The sequence below is a fragment of the Mesorhizobium sp. M4B.F.Ca.ET.089.01.1.1 genome (genome assembly GCF_004022605.1).
Classification (GTDB): domain Bacteria; phylum Pseudomonadota; class Alphaproteobacteria; order Rhizobiales; family Rhizobiaceae; genus Mesorhizobium; species Mesorhizobium abyssinicae.
Map to the genome: position 1 here is coordinate 1 of NZ_RZOS01000026.1, position 14341 is coordinate 14341.

14 protein-coding genes are annotated in these 14341 nt (G+C 65.7%); 7 read left to right on the forward strand and 7 right to left on the reverse strand.

The window, feature by feature from the left end:
* Window positions 1-489 precede the first annotated feature (489 nt).
* Window positions 490-594 carry a putative RiPP precursor gene (locus tag EN780_RS04685; RefSeq protein ID WP_127285199.1) on the forward strand — a complete coding sequence of 35 codons (105 nt, stop codon included), beginning with the start codon at window positions 490-492 and terminating at the stop codon, window positions 592-594.
* A 23-nt stretch (window positions 595-617) separates the two neighbouring features.
* Here EN780_RS04685 and EN780_RS04690 read toward each other — a convergent pair whose 3' ends face one another.
* Together EN780_RS04690 and EN780_RS04695 are read right to left on the reverse strand one after the other, a co-directional pair.
* A complete protein-coding gene (locus EN780_RS04690) occupies window positions 618-1505 on the reverse strand; it encodes a DMT family transporter (RefSeq protein WP_128272372.1) in 888 nt (295 codons plus the stop codon).
* A 112-nt stretch (window positions 1506-1617) separates the two neighbouring features.
* Window positions 1618-1962 (reverse strand): low affinity iron permease family protein, encoded by a 345-nt coding sequence (locus tag EN780_RS04695; protein WP_127392607.1) that lies wholly within the window; start codon window positions 1960-1962, stop codon window positions 1618-1620.
* A 126-nt stretch (window positions 1963-2088) separates the two neighbouring features.
* On the opposite strand from EN780_RS04695, the gene EN780_RS04700 reads away from it, so the two are divergent.
* From EN780_RS04700 to EN780_RS04720, 5 genes are all read left to right on the forward strand, one after another.
* Window positions 2089-3084 (forward strand): YihY/virulence factor BrkB family protein, encoded by a 996-nt coding sequence (locus EN780_RS04700; protein ID WP_348630761.1) that lies wholly within the window; start codon window positions 2089-2091, stop codon window positions 3082-3084.
* Window positions 3085-3641: 557 nt separating this feature from the next.
* The gene (locus EN780_RS04705) at window positions 3642-4778 is read left to right on the forward strand and encodes an acyltransferase (RefSeq protein ID WP_127392604.1); all 1137 of its coding nucleotides are present in this window, start codon (window positions 3642-3644) and stop codon (window positions 4776-4778) included.
* Window positions 4775-5884 (forward strand): glycosyltransferase, encoded by a 1110-nt coding sequence (locus EN780_RS04710; RefSeq protein WP_127392605.1) that lies wholly within the window; start codon window positions 4775-4777, stop codon window positions 5882-5884. The genes EN780_RS04705 and EN780_RS04710 overlap by 4 nt, the downstream gene beginning before the upstream one ends.
* Before the next feature lie 313 nt (window positions 5885-6197).
* A complete protein-coding gene (locus tag EN780_RS04715; protein WP_128272374.1) occupies window positions 6198-7190 on the forward strand; it encodes a glycosyltransferase in 993 nt (330 codons plus the stop codon).
* Window positions 7187-8965 carry an ABC transporter ATP-binding protein gene (locus EN780_RS04720; RefSeq protein WP_187331178.1) on the forward strand — a complete coding sequence of 593 codons (1779 nt, stop codon included), beginning with the start codon at window positions 7187-7189 and terminating at the stop codon, window positions 8963-8965. Before EN780_RS04715 ends, EN780_RS04720 begins: the two co-directional genes overlap by 4 nt.
* 67 nt (window positions 8966-9032) lie before the next feature.
* Here EN780_RS04720 and EN780_RS04725 read toward each other — a convergent pair whose 3' ends face one another.
* The 4 genes from EN780_RS04725 to minC all read right to left on the reverse strand — a co-directional run bounded on the left by EN780_RS04725 (window position 9033) and on the right by minC (window position 12913).
* Window positions 9033-10448 carry a hypothetical protein gene (locus tag EN780_RS04725; protein ID WP_127286994.1) on the reverse strand — a complete coding sequence of 472 codons (1416 nt, stop codon included), beginning with the start codon at window positions 10446-10448 and terminating at the stop codon, window positions 9033-9035.
* A 506-nt stretch (window positions 10449-10954) separates the two neighbouring features.
* Window positions 10955-11227 (reverse strand): cell division topological specificity factor MinE, encoded by a 273-nt coding sequence (minE, locus tag EN780_RS04730; RefSeq protein ID WP_127286476.1) that lies wholly within the window; start codon window positions 11225-11227, stop codon window positions 10955-10957.
* Window positions 11224-12039, reverse strand: a complete 816-nt coding sequence (gene minD / locus EN780_RS04735) for a septum site-determining protein MinD (protein WP_127286477.1) — start codon at window positions 12037-12039, stop codon at window positions 11224-11226. Before minD ends, minE begins: the two co-directional genes overlap by 4 nt.
* 115 nt (window positions 12040-12154) lie before the next feature.
* Window positions 12155-12913 carry a septum site-determining protein MinC gene (gene minC, locus EN780_RS04740; protein WP_128272376.1) on the reverse strand — a complete coding sequence of 253 codons (759 nt, stop codon included), beginning with the start codon at window positions 12911-12913 and terminating at the stop codon, window positions 12155-12157.
* Between the two features lie 368 nt (window positions 12914-13281).
* Here minC and EN780_RS04745 point away from each other — a divergent pair, with 368 nt between their 5' ends.
* Window positions 13282-13737, forward strand: a complete 456-nt coding sequence (locus EN780_RS04745) for a hypothetical protein (protein ID WP_128272378.1) — start codon at window positions 13282-13284, stop codon at window positions 13735-13737.
* Window positions 13738-13809: 72 nt separating this feature from the next.
* Here the strand turns inward: EN780_RS04745 and EN780_RS04750 are convergent, their stop codons facing one another.
* The gene (locus tag EN780_RS04750) at window positions 13810-14271 is read right to left on the reverse strand and encodes a phasin (protein WP_128272379.1); all 462 of its coding nucleotides are present in this window, start codon (window positions 14269-14271) and stop codon (window positions 13810-13812) included.
* Window positions 14272-14341: the final 70 nt, after the last annotated feature.

Genomic DNA, 14341 nt, shown 5'->3' on the forward strand with positions numbered 1-14341 from the left:
GATTCGGACTTTTGCACAAACGACGTCAGACCAAAGTCCTAGTTCAACCTCGGGATGTAGTCCTGCGAAGGCTCCCGCAAGCCGCAACGCCGCACCAACCCGGGCCCGGCGATCGACGAGTCAGGGCACTCGTTCGGCAACCATCGACCGTTGCCGGCGCTAGCGACCACCGGGCATCCGGCAACGAATAAAGCCGGGCGACACCGACCTGGCCGAAATCGCCGGACAGCTAGCCGCCGACGGCGTGACCGCCCGAAAGCCATAGAAGCAAGGCTGCATGCCGAGCATTTCGGCCAGAGGCATATCCGCGGCCCGAGCCTTGAACACCCGCAACCTTGACGGCAAAAGTATACATAAAAACAATTGCTTAATTGCAACTGCTGAAGCAGCCTAGGCGCAAGGCTGACTTGGCCAGCCGGGCAAGGCGAGCCGGAAGTTGACAGGCTCGATTGGTCTGGCAAACTCGCTCGACAGTTTTTGGAGTGTGGGATGAGCAAGAAAACCTACGCAAAGCCCGAGCTCGTCAAGAAGGACAAGCTCTCGCAGGTCACCGCGGTCAATGGCGGTTCCGTGATCATCAACGGGGCCGGCTGACAAAGCCAGCAACAAGCCGATATCTAGGCTGGCGACGGCACCGGCGGCCTTGCCGTGATCGCCGTGCCGAAAGCGGCGAGGATTACAGCCGCTATGCCCGCGCATTGCAGTGCCGTCAGCCGTTCGTGCAGGAAAAGGAAGCCGATCAGCGCGCCCAGCGCCGGCTCCAGGCACGCCATCATGCCATAGACCCTGGCCGGTATCCTGGTCAGCGCCATCATCTCCAGCCAGAACGGCAGCGCGCAAGAGAGCAGACCGACGATGACGGCCAGCGCCAGCACATGCGGCTCGGCGATCTTGGGTACGATGTCGGTTAGGCCGAAGGGCAGCGACAGGGCGGCGGCGATCGCCATGCCCCAGGCCGTGGTGCGGCCGCCGAGCTCGGCGCCGGCCTTCTGCGCGAAGACGATGTAAAGCGCCCAGCACCCGCCGGAGGCAAGTGCCAGCAGCACGCCTATCGGATCGAGCGCCTGGCGCACATCGGCGAAGGGTGACAGAAGCACGACGCCGGCCAGCGCCAGCGCCACCCAGGCCAGATCCCTTGCTCGGTGCGACGTCAGCGTCGCGACCAGCAGCGGGCCGGTGAATTCGAGCGCCACGCAGATACCGAGGGGGATCCTGGTGAGCGCGGCATAGAAGAGAAGGTTCATGAAGCTGAGCGTGACGCCATAGGCGACGAGCCAGGGCAGCACCGCGCGCGAGGGCCTTACGCGCCAGGGCCTGAGCACCATCGCCAGCATCAGCGCGCCGGCGACGAGCCTCAGCGTCGTGGTGCCCTGGGCGCCGACGACCGGAAACAGGCCCTTGGCGAAGGCAGCGCCCACCTGAACCGACAGCATGGCCGCCAGCAGCCCGAGGACGGGCAAGGCGCCGGCTTCGGCTCGCGTTTTGGTGATTGGCGCCGACGTCACGGTTCTCCCCTGCCTCTTGAGCGATGTGCCGGAGATAGGGTCAAAAGGCCTGCCTGTCGTGAGGCACGGACGCATGGTTGATGGGGCAGTATGCCAATCCCCGCCAGCGCTGCTAGGCCGCGCCCGATCTGCTCTTGGCGGCGCCGGCTGCCCGTTGCTCGATGGCTTCAAGCTTGGCGGAGATCTCTTCCGGCGAACCGTGCTCGAGGCCGACGACGTCGTTTCTCGCGGCATCCAGCGCCACGATTATCTCGTTGAGCTTGGCCTGCATGGCCGAGGTGTCACGGTAGTTCTGGATCAGCACGACCCCGGTCAAGGCAATGGCCGAAATGGAGAGGATGTAGGTCCCGACCGTCGAACTCGCCACAAGGGCGCATGAAAGGGCGGCGGCGAGCATGACATAGAAGCCCGGCGGCTTCGAAAAGAACTCGGCAAGAAAATAGAGCGGCCGCTCCATGATTGTGTCTCCCATTGTTGCCTTCAATCCCGCAAAGGCAGTTCGGTTGCCTCGGGAACAAAATGGCAGACGGCAGATTGAGGATCAGGCCGGCTGCTTTGCCGGCGTGCCAGGGCGTTCATGTCGATGATCTGGGCTTTGCTGAAAGAGAGCGCGACCGGCTTCGTCAACGACAATGCCTTGAGCCGGGGAGCCGCGCTCGCCTTCTATGCCGCGACCTCGCTGGCGCCGATCCTGCTGATCGTGGTGGCAATCTCAGGGATCGCGATCGGGCACCAGGCGGCGGAACTCGCGCTGTCGGCGCAAATCTCCGGGCTGATGGGCTCACAGAGCGCGGAGCTTTTCCGCGCCACACTGGAGTCGGCGTCGAACCAGACAAGCGGAACATGGGCCGCACTGGCTGGATTGGTGACGCTGATCGCCACCGCATCCGGGGTTTTCGGCGAAATGCAGCTTGCGCTTAACACCATATGGAAAGTCCCGCCGACCGACACGTCCCTGTCGAGGATGGTAAGGGCGCGCGCCGCGAGCCTCGGGCTGGTTGGCGCGTTGGGCTTTCTTTTGCTGGTCTCCCTGATCGCCAGCGCGGCGATCTCGGCGTTGGCGGCGATGCTGAACGCGTATCTTCCATTTGGCGAGACGATAGCCAGCGTGCTCAACACGGTCCTGTCGTTCATTTTGACGGCGGTGCTGTTTGCGGCGATCTACAAGGTCTTGCCGGACAGGTCACTGGCGTGGCGCGATGTCGGCCTGGGCGCACTGGTGACGGCGGCGCTGTTCACGGTCGGCAAATCGGCGATCGGATGGTACCTGGGCGCCAGCACGATCGCCTCATCCTACGGCGCCGCCGGCGGCCTCATCGTCACGCTGCTGTGGGTCTATTATTCCTCGCAGATCTTCCTGTTCGGCGCCGAGCTGACGCGCGCCTATTCGATCCGCCGCGGGACGAGACCGGACCTGGGCCCGGTCGTAGCGCAGGCCGTGGCCGCTGAAAAGGCCGTTGCCGTCGCTGAACCCGAGCAGCCATCTCGCGGCATCACCTGGGTCTCAATCCTGATCTCCGTCTGCGCCGGCTCGATAGTCGCGCTCATGCTCGACCGGGACCGCCGGGCGGATCAATGACCGCGCCGCCAATTCTGTCTCATTGCGAAGGCCGTGCTGAAAGAGGCAAACGGCAGCGGCCGCCTCGCCTCCGGTCCGCGCGACAACATTTGTTATAGCTCGCTCGGCGGCACGCTCGTACCTTCGGTTCGCACCATATCTTGCTGCGTTGCACAACGTCGCACTGCCCTTGACTCATTCGCCAAGGCAACCATCCGGAAATTATGATCAAATATCAAACAAGCACTCGCACAAGTTGCGCGCAACTTACCCAGAACTCAACCTGATGAATACTTATAGACAAAACAGAACAAGCGTCGGATTTCTGCACGACTCCCGACGCACTGGCGTCGCAATTGGCAAAGAAGGCGAAAAATGGGCGAATCTGTGCCTTTTGTCGGGTCCGAGATCACAGTTTTATTTCAACGCGGTAAACATTTTGTGTTGCGGCGCAGCATTCCGTGCTACATTCGTTAGCAGTTGCGAATGTGCCGTGGAGGAGCTGAGCAGTTGGGCCTTCTGCTGACCGGCATTGATTTCTATCCAGCCTTAGCGGATGACATCGGCGGAAGCCGCTGATGGCGAACGCGCGCGACATACAGCTCGATGCGCTGCGCGCCGTCGCCGTGACGATGGTGCTCTATGCGCATTTCCTGGCGCCCGGCGGGACGTCCTTCCTCGGCCATCTCGGCGTCCGGCTGTTCTTCGTTCTCTCCGGCTTCCTGATCACGCGGCTGCTGCTCGAAGCGCGCAATGACGCCGCGTTCGAGGCCGGGCCGGCGCTGCGGGCCTTCTACATCCGCCGCATGCTTAGAATCTTCCCGCCCTATTTCGCCGTGCTCGGCCTCGTCTGGCTAACCGACCTCGAACAGGCCAGCGGATCGCTCGCCTGGCATGCGCTCTATCTCTCCAATTTCTGGTACGCGCTGCGCAACGAGTGGACGCCCTGGCTGCTCTGCCATTTCTGGAGTCTCAGCATCGAGGAGCAATTCTACGTCGCCTGGCCGCTGATCGTGCTGCTGGCGCCGCGCCGCCGCGTCGAGGCGATCATCGGCGGCGTCATCGTGCTGTCGCTCGCCTACCGCTTCTACTGGCCGGTGACCGCCGTGCCGGCGCTGGCGCGCGACCTGCTGCCGCCGGCCTCGATGGACGCGCTGGCCTGCGGCGCGCTGCTTGCGGCGCGGCGCGCCAGGGGCGCCGACGTGCCGCGCTGGATGCGGCTCGGCTGGCCGGGATTCGCGGGCCTGTTCCTGGTTATCCAGTGGTTCATCCCGGCACCGGCGAACCCGATGCTGGAATGGGCGCATTGGCTGCTGCTGCAAGTGCTGCCGCTGGTGCCGCTGATGGCCATCGTCGGCGCCTTCTCGCGCGGCGTCGGCGGCGCCATAGGCCGGTTCGCCGAACTGCCGCCACTGCTCTCGCTTGGCCGCATCAGCTACGGCGTCTATCTCTACCACCCGATCCTGCTGGCCTACGCCGTCAAGGCGCAGCCCTGGATTCCGCTCAACGTCTCCGAACAGGGGCCGGGGCGGTTCCTGGTCGCCGGCACCGCCACCATCGTCGCGGCTTCGATCTCCTGGATGGTTTTCGAAAAGCCGCTCAATGGCCTCAAGCGGCATTTTCCCTACGTCGCGCGCGGACGCAGCGCGGCGTGGTCCGGACGGCCGGCGGGCGGCCCCGTGCCGTCGCTGCAGCGAACGGATGCAAGACAATGACCGCCGCGCCGCTCGTTTCCGTGCTTTTGCCGGTGTACAATGCCGGGCCCTATCTCGCTGCCGCGATCGGCTCCATCCTGCGGCAGGACTATGTGCGCCTCGAAGTGATCGCGATCGACGACGGCTCGAGCGACAATTCGCTGGAAATCCTGGAGCGCCACCGCAAGGCCGACAGCCGTGTCACCCTGATCTCGCGCGAAAACCGCGGCCTCGTCGCCACCCTCAACGAGGGGCTGAAGCTCGCCCAGGGCGAGTTGGTGGCGCGCATGGACGCCGACGACATCGCCTATCCGTGGCGCCTGTCGCGCCAGGTGGCGCTGTTCGCCGACCGGCCGGAGCTCGGCTTCTGCGGCGCCGGCATAGACATGCTTCAGCACGGCCGCATCAAGAGCGGCGAGCTCGATCCGGTGTTCAAGATCGGCCGCATCCCGATCCTGTCGCAGTTCTTCACCATCTTCATGCATCCGACCGTGGTCTACAACCGCGAGGTCATCGGCGAAGACAGCCTGTACTACGACCCCGGCTACCGGCACGCCGAGGATTTCGACCTCTTCCGACGGCTGGCCGCCCGCTATCCGGCGGCGATGATGCCGGAGAACCTACTCGTCTACCGCATCCATCCGGGCAGCGTGACCAGCCGGCATGCCAAGGAGATGCGCCGCACGCATCTCAGGATCGTGGCCGAAAACCTCGAACGCGAAGGCCTGGCAGAAGCGACGCGGGACCTTCGCGACATCGGCGAGGATGTCTCGTTCGACACGGTCGCCGGCGCGGCCCGGTTCATCGTCGCGCTGGAGCAACGGATCGCCACGCTACCGGACGAGACGCGGCCAAGCTTCGCCGCCGGCGCGCTCAACCTGTTCTATTTCCTCTACCAGCTCGTCGGCGACGAGAATAAGCCGCCGCTGACGCATGAACTCTTGACGCGGACGGCGAAGTGGGACGCCATCCGCCGCCGCGAGAAATACGCGCTCAGCCCCGGGCACTGGGCTCCCTGGCTCAGCCTCGCCTCGATCACCGCCGGCAAGAAGGCCGACTGGCTGGCCTACTATCTCAAGACCAGGCCGGAAGCCGAAGTGCTCAAACCGTATCGGGTGGGGGCATGAGCGCGTCACTAAAACCGCCAATCTCTCCGGCGCTGGCGATTGGCGAAAGCCGGTGTGACGGCCAATCTCCCCCCTTGCGGGGGAGTTGCCCGGCAGGGCAGAGGGGGGTGCTGTCCCGCCGGCGTGTCAGCCATGGGCTTTCGCGGCGCAAGCCTGATCTTCGGTTGGAAAAAGCCAACGTCGAAGACCAGCGTTCCTTCCCACCCCCCTCTGGCCTGCCGGCCATCTCCCCCGCAAGGGGGGAGATCGGCGGCTTCGCCGTCGGCGCCCTCTTTACGATCGGCAACCATGACCACCCTGCGGGGGGCGCGGCATGAACGAACGACTGCCCCCGCCCGCCCCTGCCCGCCATCGGCCGGAGGTTTCCTTCGTCGTCTGCACGCGCGACCGCGTCGACGTGCTGGAGGCCTGCATCGCCTCGATCCAGGCGGCCTGCCTGGCTTATCCGGCCTTTCCGGCCGAGCTGGTGGTGGTCGACAATGGCTCGCGCGACGGCACGCCGGAACGCCTGGCCTCGATCGCCGAGAAATCGCAGGTGCCCATCACCGCCCTCTCCGAGCCACGGCCCGGGCTGGCGGCGGCGCGCAATGCCGGACTGGCGCGGGCGCGCGGCCGCGTGCTGGTGTTCGTCGACGACGACTGCAAGCTCGAGCGGACCTATCTGCGCGACCTGCAGCGGCATTATGCGAGCGGCGAGAAATGGCTGATCCGCGGCGGCCGTGTCGAGCTCGGCGACGCACGCGACCTGCCCTTCACCATCAAGCGCTGCGAGCAGCGCCAGCGGCTGACGCCGGCCGTCCATCCGGGCGGCTTCGTGCTCGGCTGCAACATGACCATGCACCGCGACGTCGCCGCCCGCATCGGCCCCTTCGACGAGCGCTTCGGCGCCGGCGGCGCGCTGCGCTCGGCCGAGGACACCGACTATCTGGTGCGGGCAATGCTGCTCGGCATGCCGGTCGAATATGTGCCTGACATGACGATCTTCCACCATCACGGCCGGCGCGACCGCAAGGCGATCGACCGGCTGCACCGCGACTATCATTTCGGCAATGGCGCGCTCTGCCTGAAGCATATCCGCCGCGCGCCCTGGCTGCTCAGGCATTTCTACTGGGCGGTGCGCGCGGCGCTGCGCGAGCTTGTCGGCGGCCCAAGGTTCGATCCCGAGCTCAGGCTGTCGCACTGGCCCGTCGTCGCCATGAACCTGGCGGGGGCGGCGAAATTCGCGCTGCTTGTCATCACCAGGCGGCCGGCCCCCGAACCGCTGCGGCGCGCCGAGCCCGGCGAAGCCGAGGCCAGGGCGCGATGATCCGGCCGCTGCCACCGGCGCTCTCGATCCTGCGGCGCGCGCTCGGCGGCGGGCTGCGGCGCCTGCTGCCGATCGTGGTGCTGCTCGGGCTTGCCGGCGCCGCGCTGGAGGGCCTCGGCATCGGCCTGATCATCCCGCTGCTCGGCATCATCATGGGTCATGGCGACGCTTCCGGCATGGGCGGTCTCTCCGCCTTGCTGCAAAAGGTCGGCGCCGGTCTCGGCGAGCGCGAGCGGCTGATCGCCATCTCGGCGGCGATCCTCGGCTCGATCCTGCTCAAGAACCTGCTCGGCTTCGCCAATACGGTGCTGACCGCCCACATCTACGGCAAGGCGAGTTTTTCCATCCGCAGCGCGCTGTCGGAACAGCTCTTGCGGGTCGGCTATCCCTTCTTCCTGCGCGAGAGCCCGGGCCGACTGCTCAACATCATCTCCAATGAATCCTGGCGCGCCTCCGACGCCATCCAGGCGCTGCTCGGCTCGATCGTCAGCGCCTCGGCGGCGATCATCCTTCTCGCCTTCCTGCTGCTTCTGTCCTGGAAGATGACGCTGCTGGTGACGCTGGGGCTGGCCCTTGTCCAGGTGGCGCATGCGATGCTGTCAGCCCATCTCAAGGCGCCGAGCCGCAGCGTTGCCTCGCGCAACAGCGCGCTCGCCTCGCGGATGCTGCATCTGGTGCATGCCGGGCGCCTCATCCGCATCTTCGGCCAGGAGGCGCGCGAGAAGGCGGCGTTCGACAGGGCCTCCGACGGGGTGCGCCATGCCGCCTTCGTGCTTTCGACCCGCCAGGGCGCGCTGCCGCCGCTGACCGAGGTTCTGCATGCCATGCTGTTCCTGGCGACGGTGATCGGCGCGTGGCTGGCCGATGTCAGCTTCCCGCTGACCGCCGCCTTCCTCATCCTGCTCTACCGGCTGCAGCCGCATATGCGGGCGCTGCAGATGTCTTGGAGCCAGCTGCAGGGGCTCTCCGGATCGCTGGAAGAGGTGACCTGGCTGCTCGACCCCACCGGCAAGCCGGCGCCGCCGCAGGGCAGCCTGCCGTTTCCGGGGCTTAAGGAACGCATCGCTTTCGAGGGCGTCAGTTTCACCTATGCCAGCGAGGAGCAGCGCGCGGCGGTGCTGCATGCCGCTACCTTCGACATCCGGGCGGGCCGTTCGACGGCGCTGATCGGCCGCTCCGGCGCCGGCAAGACGACGATCGTCAATCTTCTGTGCCGCTTCGTCGAGCCGGACGGCGGCGAAATCCTCATCGACGGCACGCCGCTTGGCGAGATCGATCCGTCCGACTGGCGGCGCCACATCGCTCTGGCCAGCCAGGAGCTGGAGCTAGTCGACGGCACGATCCTCGACAACATCACCTATGGCCATGACACCGCGTCAGTCGAAGACGCCGAGCGCGCCGCGCGGCTCGCCGAGGCGCATGAGTTCATCGAGCGCCTGCCGCAGGGCTACGCCACCGTCGCCGGCTATCGCGGCGTCAACCTGTCGGCCGGGCAGCGGCAGCGCATCGCGCTGGCGCGCGCGCTGGTGCGCGACCCCGACATACTAATCCTCGACGAGGCCACCAACGCGGTCGACGGGCTTTCGGAAGCGGCGATCGTCGAAACGCTGAAATCGCGCGCCGGACGGCGCACGACGCTGGTCATCAGCCACCATCACTCAACGATCTCGTTCTGCGACGACGTGGTGATCCTCGACCATGGCAGGGTGAAGAAGCAGGCGCCGTTCGCCACGCTGGCCGCGCTCAGCATGGACGAGCTTTACCAGCCGGAGTGAGGGCGACGCTGAAACTGCCAATCTCTCCCCCGCGGGGAGATCGGCAGCTCTGCGGTTTTCGCCAATCCTAAGAGGCGTGCAGCCGGCGGCGCGCGCGGCGGCGGTGGGTGGGGTGCGCGGGGTCGGCGACCACGCCGGCGATCTCGACGACATTGTCCTCGCGTGTCCTGGCGGCGGTCACCCGATGCAGGCGCTCAAAGGGTAAGAGCTCCTTGATGCGGGCATTGAGCGTCGCGACCTCGGCGCGCAGGTCCTCGCATTCCTGCTTCTGGATATCGAGCTCGATCTGCTCGGAGGCCTGCTGCAGCGACAGCTGCGAGAGATTGGCGTTGACGGCCGAGAGGTTCATTTTGTCGCTTTCGCTCTCGCTCCTCAGCACGGCCAGCTTCTCGTCGGCGATCTGCTTTTCGGCGAGCGCGTCGCTGGCCTGCGCCTTGAGCCTGGCGATCTCGCTTGCCGCCTCGCCGTTCTCGTTCGCGGCACGCTCCAGCCGCGCCTGCAGGTCCTGGATCTCGGAACGCAGGCCGCGCATCTCGGCCTGGCCACGCGCAAGCTCGGCCTCGCGATCGGCCTCGGTGAGGCTGGTCGCCTCTGCCGATTCCTGGAGCCTCGCCTGGGCGCTCTCCAGCGCCTTCTGCAGCCGCGCCTCCTCCTTCTCGCTCCTGCCGAGCGCGGCGGCCAGATCGGTGATCCGCGCCATGTCGGTGGCGTGCATGGCCGCGACCTCGTCCATCTTGTGGCGCGCCTCGGCTTCGCGCTTCTGCGACTGGTCGAGGTCGACCGCCAGGCTGACCTGCTTTTCGCGCAGCATCTTGCTCTCGCTGGCGCTTCGGTTGGCCTCGACGGCTTTCGCCGAAAGCTGCTTGGCGATGTCGCCGAACTCGGCCTCGCGCCTGGCGCCGGCATTGGCCGCCTCGACGAGCTCGAGCCTCGCCGCGGCGAGCGCGGCACGCAGCGCCTCGCGCTCCTGCACCAGGCTCGCCTCGCGCTGCTGCAGCGCCTCGAACGCGCCGTCGCGCTCGCGCTGCTTGCGCGCCGCCTCGACCAGTTGCTCCGACAGCGCCCGCTGCTCGCCGGAAAGCCCGGCATTGGTAAGTTCCATCTCGTTGGCGCGCAGGATGTCGCCATGCAGAATGCCGAGGAACTCGCGCGTCAAATGCTGCGAGGTGGCGATCTCCGAGAGCTTGCCGCTGATTTCCTCCAGGTGCCCCTGCGCATCGCGGAACAGCCCATCAAGGGCGCCAAGCGCGGCAAGCCTGGTCTGCGTGTGCGGGGTCAGGCGCTGTGGATTCTCGCCCGCTTGCACTTCGGCCTCCGGCCCTGGAGCGTCCTCTTCCGGCACGGAATCCGGCCCCGCGGCACTGACCTCCTCCGACGATTCTTCGTCGAGGCACGCATCGAATGCTTCCGCCAAATCCGTCTGGAGCTCCTCGAAAGCTCTGTCCACCTCATCGGCACGCTTGATAAGTTTCTTGAAGTTCATGACCGAACACCTCCAACTCAAACGCACTTCGGATAATTAACGATTAGCTAATATGGGCTTCTACATCCCTCGCTTCCGCTAGGGAAGTCCCCCGATAGGACTAGCGCGCACGGCAAGAACGGCGCGACAGCGCCCGCCCGTGGCCTGCCGGACATCGCCCTCGAGGGGGAATCCGGCTGTCATGCCTGCCTGTCGCCAATTCATCGTTTGAGGAGTGAGTTGCTCGAAGTTTGAGGAGTGAGTTGCTCGAAAAGCTTCGATCTAGGGCGCAGGGGCCGGCCGACCAGAGGGGGGTGCGAAGGATCGCAGGAACCGCTGGGGAGCTCTGGTTCCTCGCCCCCACGAAGGTGGGGGAGAGGTGGCTCGGCGAAGCCGAGACGGAGAGGGGAGATGCGCCGGCCTTGAAATCGATCAGAGGGAACCCGCCGGCGTCGCAGGCCCCCTCTCCGGCCGCTGCGCGGCCACCTCTCCCCCGCCTCTGGCGGGGGCGAGGTAAAGCACCTGCCCTACCCCGCTAGCGCCAGCGGCGTGGCGCTCTTGTTGGGGATCTGGATATCGATTTCCAGCGTCGACATGGTCTTGCCGCGCTCCATCGAGACCTGGAGGTAATCCTGATCGATCTGCACATGCTTGGCGATCACCGCCATGATCTCCTCGCGCAGAATGGAGACCAGATCGGGCTGGCCGCGGCTCTGGCGCTCGTAGGCGAGCAGCAGCTGCAGCCGCTCGCGCGCCACCGGCGCGCTGGTGCGCCGCTTGAAGAGGTCGAGAATGTTCATGCCGCCCTCCTTCCGAGCAGACGGTTGAGCAGGCCCTTGCGCTCGAAGGGCACGACCACCGGCAGGTCTTCGCCTTCCAGTCGCCTTGCGGCGTCGATATAGGCCTTGGCGGCGACGTTGGCCGGATCGGCCAATGTCACCGGCGAGCCGAGGTTCGAGGCCCTCAGCACATCCTGGCTTTCGGGGATGATGCCGAGCAGCGGCGTCGACAGGATCTCCAGCACGTCGTTGATCGACAGCATCTCGCCGCGCGCAGCGCGCGCCGCGTCATAGCGCGTCACCAGCACGTGCTTGGCGATCGCCTCGCCCTGCTCGGCCTTCATGGTGCGGGCGTCGAGCAGGCCGATGATGCGGTCGGAATCGCGCACCGAGCTGACTTCCGGGTTGGTGACGATGACCGCCTCGTCGGCGAAGCGCATGGCGAGCTGGGCGCCGCGCTCGATGCCGGCCGGGCTGTCGCAGAAGACATAGTCGAACACCGAGCGCAGCCGCTCGATCACCTCGCCGACGCCCTCCTCGGTCAGCGCATCCTTGTCGCGCGTCTGCGAGGCCGGCAGCAGGAACAGCGTCTCGACCCGCTTGTCGCGGATCAGCGCCTGCGAGAGCTTCGCCGTGCCCTGGATGACGTTGACGAGGTCGAACACGACGCGCCGCTCGGCGCCCATGATCAGGTCGAGGTTTCTCAGGCCCACGTCGAAATCGACCAGCGCCACCTTCTTGCCGGTCTTGGCGACCGCGGCGCCCAGCGCCGCCGTCGACGTCGTCTTGCCGACGCCTCCCTTGCCTGAGGTGACCACCACTACCTTGCCCATGAAATGCCTCCGTTTGGCGATTGTTGTTTCGGCCGTGCCAGGCACGGTGTTGCAGGACCATCGCACGCGAAACCGGTCCCAGGCTTACGATTGCGCCGCCCCAGATCGGCCGGGGTCAGCCGAGCGGCACCACACACAGCACGTCGTTCTCGAGGAAGGCCTGCACCGCCTTGCCGCGCGAAACCTTTTCCATTTCCTCGGCGGTGGTGTACCAGCCGTCGACCGAGATCAGCTCGGCCTCGTTCCTGCGGCAGAAGACGCGCGCCGAAGTGTTGCCTAGAGCGCCGGCGGAAGCGCGGCCGCGCAGCGTGCCGTAGACATGGATGGAGCCGGCGGCGACGATCTCGGAGCCGGACGCGACCGAGCCAAGAACGATGACATCGCCATGCGCATGGAAGATCGACTGGCCGGAGCGGATCGGCGTGCGCACCATCAACGTGTCGCCGCCGGGCAGCGCGGGCTTCGCCGGCGCCTTGCCGTCCTCCGGCTTTTGCTCGTCACCCTTGCCCTCTTCCGCCTTCTTGCGGCCGGGATGCAAGAGCAACCCGTCGCTGGTCGCCTCCTTGGCGCCGATCAGCTTCGGCGGCAGGTGCGAGCCAAGCTCGGCGCCGCCATCCATCTCGATGGCATAGACGCGGATGCCGCGCTGGCCGAGCACGCCGACCAGCGAATCGATCGCCGCGACATCGGGCTTCAAGGTGTTGAGATCGAGCACCACCGGCCGCCCGGCAAAATAGCCCGGCGAGTTGCCGATCCAGCGGTCCAGGCTCTCCAGCCAGACATCCAGGGGCGCTTCGGGGGTGAGCGTGAAAGCGACGAAAGAACGGGCGCGAAAACGGATGGATTTGGTCTCGACGGGGGCTGCGAAGGTCACGGGAAGCGATTCCTTACTGATAGGTAAACGCTAGGGGCCGAATGGTTAACGAATGGTTAATTTTGGGGGTAAGGACCGTTAAGAGATGGCTTGGCTAACCTTTTGTGGCGGGGCGGCCACACGGGCGTCCGCGTGGCGGCGCCTGCTCAAAATAATAAGATCGACGGCCGCAAAATCCGGCACATTTGCTGGGCGCCGCGCGAGGGCGAGCAGCCAGGCTCGGCTTGGACACGTCCTGGCAGCTTTCAGCATCTTTGACGCGGCCCGATGAACGGCTGCAGCATGTGAAGTTCCTAATATACGCAGGTATGCCGCACCGGGCACAGTCTGACCCGGCTGATTTCCACCTTTTCGGAAGGAGACGGGGCATGCGCATCAATCAGGCAGGCAGCAGCCGGGAAGGCAGCAAGTGGGCAGGCAGAGCAAGCGCAACAATTGGCGCGCTGTTGCTGGCATCCCTTGCAGGATGCATGACGTACCGGACGAGCGGAAGTGACACATTCCAGACCAGCGGCATAGACGCATGGTTGACCGCGGCCAATGCCGACGCGGTCATCAATGCGATGGCAGCGAAGGGGCTGATGCCGGCGACCATCGACTGCCGCTTCGACCACACCGTTCCGGGTCAGGTGGCTTACGCCTCGAAATTCACCTGGCAGCGCGCTCCGACAAACACACGCTATCATTGGGAAGTCGGCGATCCGACCTACCTCGCCAGCAAGGAAGTCAAATCCAACCGTGTTGGCCTACACCGCATCGCCGCGAAAACCGTCCGCGACCCCGCCACCGGCCAAAAGGTTGCATGCTCGATCTGGACGAATTAGGCCACTACGAATGGCCGGCGGCTACCAGGCGCCGAGCCGGCGCGAGGCGCCGGCTCGGGTTGCCTCGAGCAATCAGGCCGCCTTGCCTTCCTTCAGGGCCTTCTCCAAGGCATCCTTGATCGGCTTGGATACGTCCTCGGTAGCCTTCAGCATCAATGCCTGGAGCGCCTTGGCCTGCTCGGCGGACTTTTCGATCTGCTTTTGCAGGAAAGCGGTCTGCAGTTCGAGGAACTCGGACGGCGACTTCACGGCCACCAGTGCTTCGAGGTGCGCGAAGGAGGCCTCTGCATTGGTGCGCAGAGCGGCAATCACCTGCAGGGAGACCTCGTTGCCGGTGGTCTTGGCCATCTCGAGGGTCGACTCAACGGCCTCTTGAGTCGTTTCGGCTTCTGAACTCAATTTGGAAAATACTTCCTTCGACTGCTCGACGCTCTGTTCGGCGACAGCGCGGACTTGCTCGACAGCCTTGGACGGGTCGAAGGCAGGGGATTCGACGTTTTCGATGGTTTCGGTCTTGGCGGGGAGCTTGGACATTGTTTCCATCCTTTTCCAGGGGCGGCGGCCTCAACACAAGGCCGCCCCCTTCACGTACGAGACCGTCGCA

Excerpts from the sequence above, each read along its gene's own strand:
- EN780_RS04695 (WP_127392607.1), bottom strand. The coding sequence starts at position 1,962 with ATGGAGCGGCCGCTCTATTTTCTTGCCGAGTTCTTTTCGAAGCCGCCG.
- EN780_RS04700 (WP_348630761.1), top strand. The coding sequence starts at position 2,089 with ATGATCTGGGCTTTGCTGAAAGAGAGCGCGACCGGCTTCGTCAACGAC.
- minE (WP_127286476.1), bottom strand. The coding sequence starts at position 11,227 with ATGAACATTCTCGACCTCTTCAAGCGGCGCACCAGCGCGCCGGTGGCG.
- EN780_RS04750 (WP_128272379.1), bottom strand. The coding sequence starts at position 14,271 with ATGTCCAAGCTCCCCGCCAAGACCGAAACCATCGAAAACGTCGAATCC.
- EN780_RS04745 (WP_128272378.1), top strand. The coding sequence starts at position 13,282 with ATGCGCATCAATCAGGCAGGCAGCAGCCGGGAAGGCAGCAAGTGGGCA.
- EN780_RS04725 (WP_127286994.1), bottom strand. The coding sequence starts at position 10,448 with ATGAACTTCAAGAAACTTATCAAGCGTGCCGATGAGGTGGACAGAGCT.
- EN780_RS04715 (WP_128272374.1), top strand. The coding sequence starts at position 6,198 with ATGAACGAACGACTGCCCCCGCCCGCCCCTGCCCGCCATCGGCCGGAG.
- EN780_RS04720 (WP_187331178.1), top strand. The coding sequence starts at position 7,187 with ATGATCCGGCCGCTGCCACCGGCGCTCTCGATCCTGCGGCGCGCGCTC.
- EN780_RS04685 (WP_127285199.1), top strand. The coding sequence starts at position 490 with ATGAGCAAGAAAACCTACGCAAAGCCCGAGCTCGTCAAGAAGGACAAG.
- EN780_RS04705 (WP_127392604.1), top strand. The coding sequence starts at position 3,642 with ATGGCGAACGCGCGCGACATACAGCTCGATGCGCTGCGCGCCGTCGCC.
- minD (WP_127286477.1), bottom strand. The coding sequence starts at position 12,039 with ATGGGCAAGGTAGTGGTGGTCACCTCAGGCAAGGGAGGCGTCGGCAAG.
- EN780_RS04710 (WP_127392605.1), top strand. The coding sequence starts at position 4,775 with ATGACCGCCGCGCCGCTCGTTTCCGTGCTTTTGCCGGTGTACAATGCC.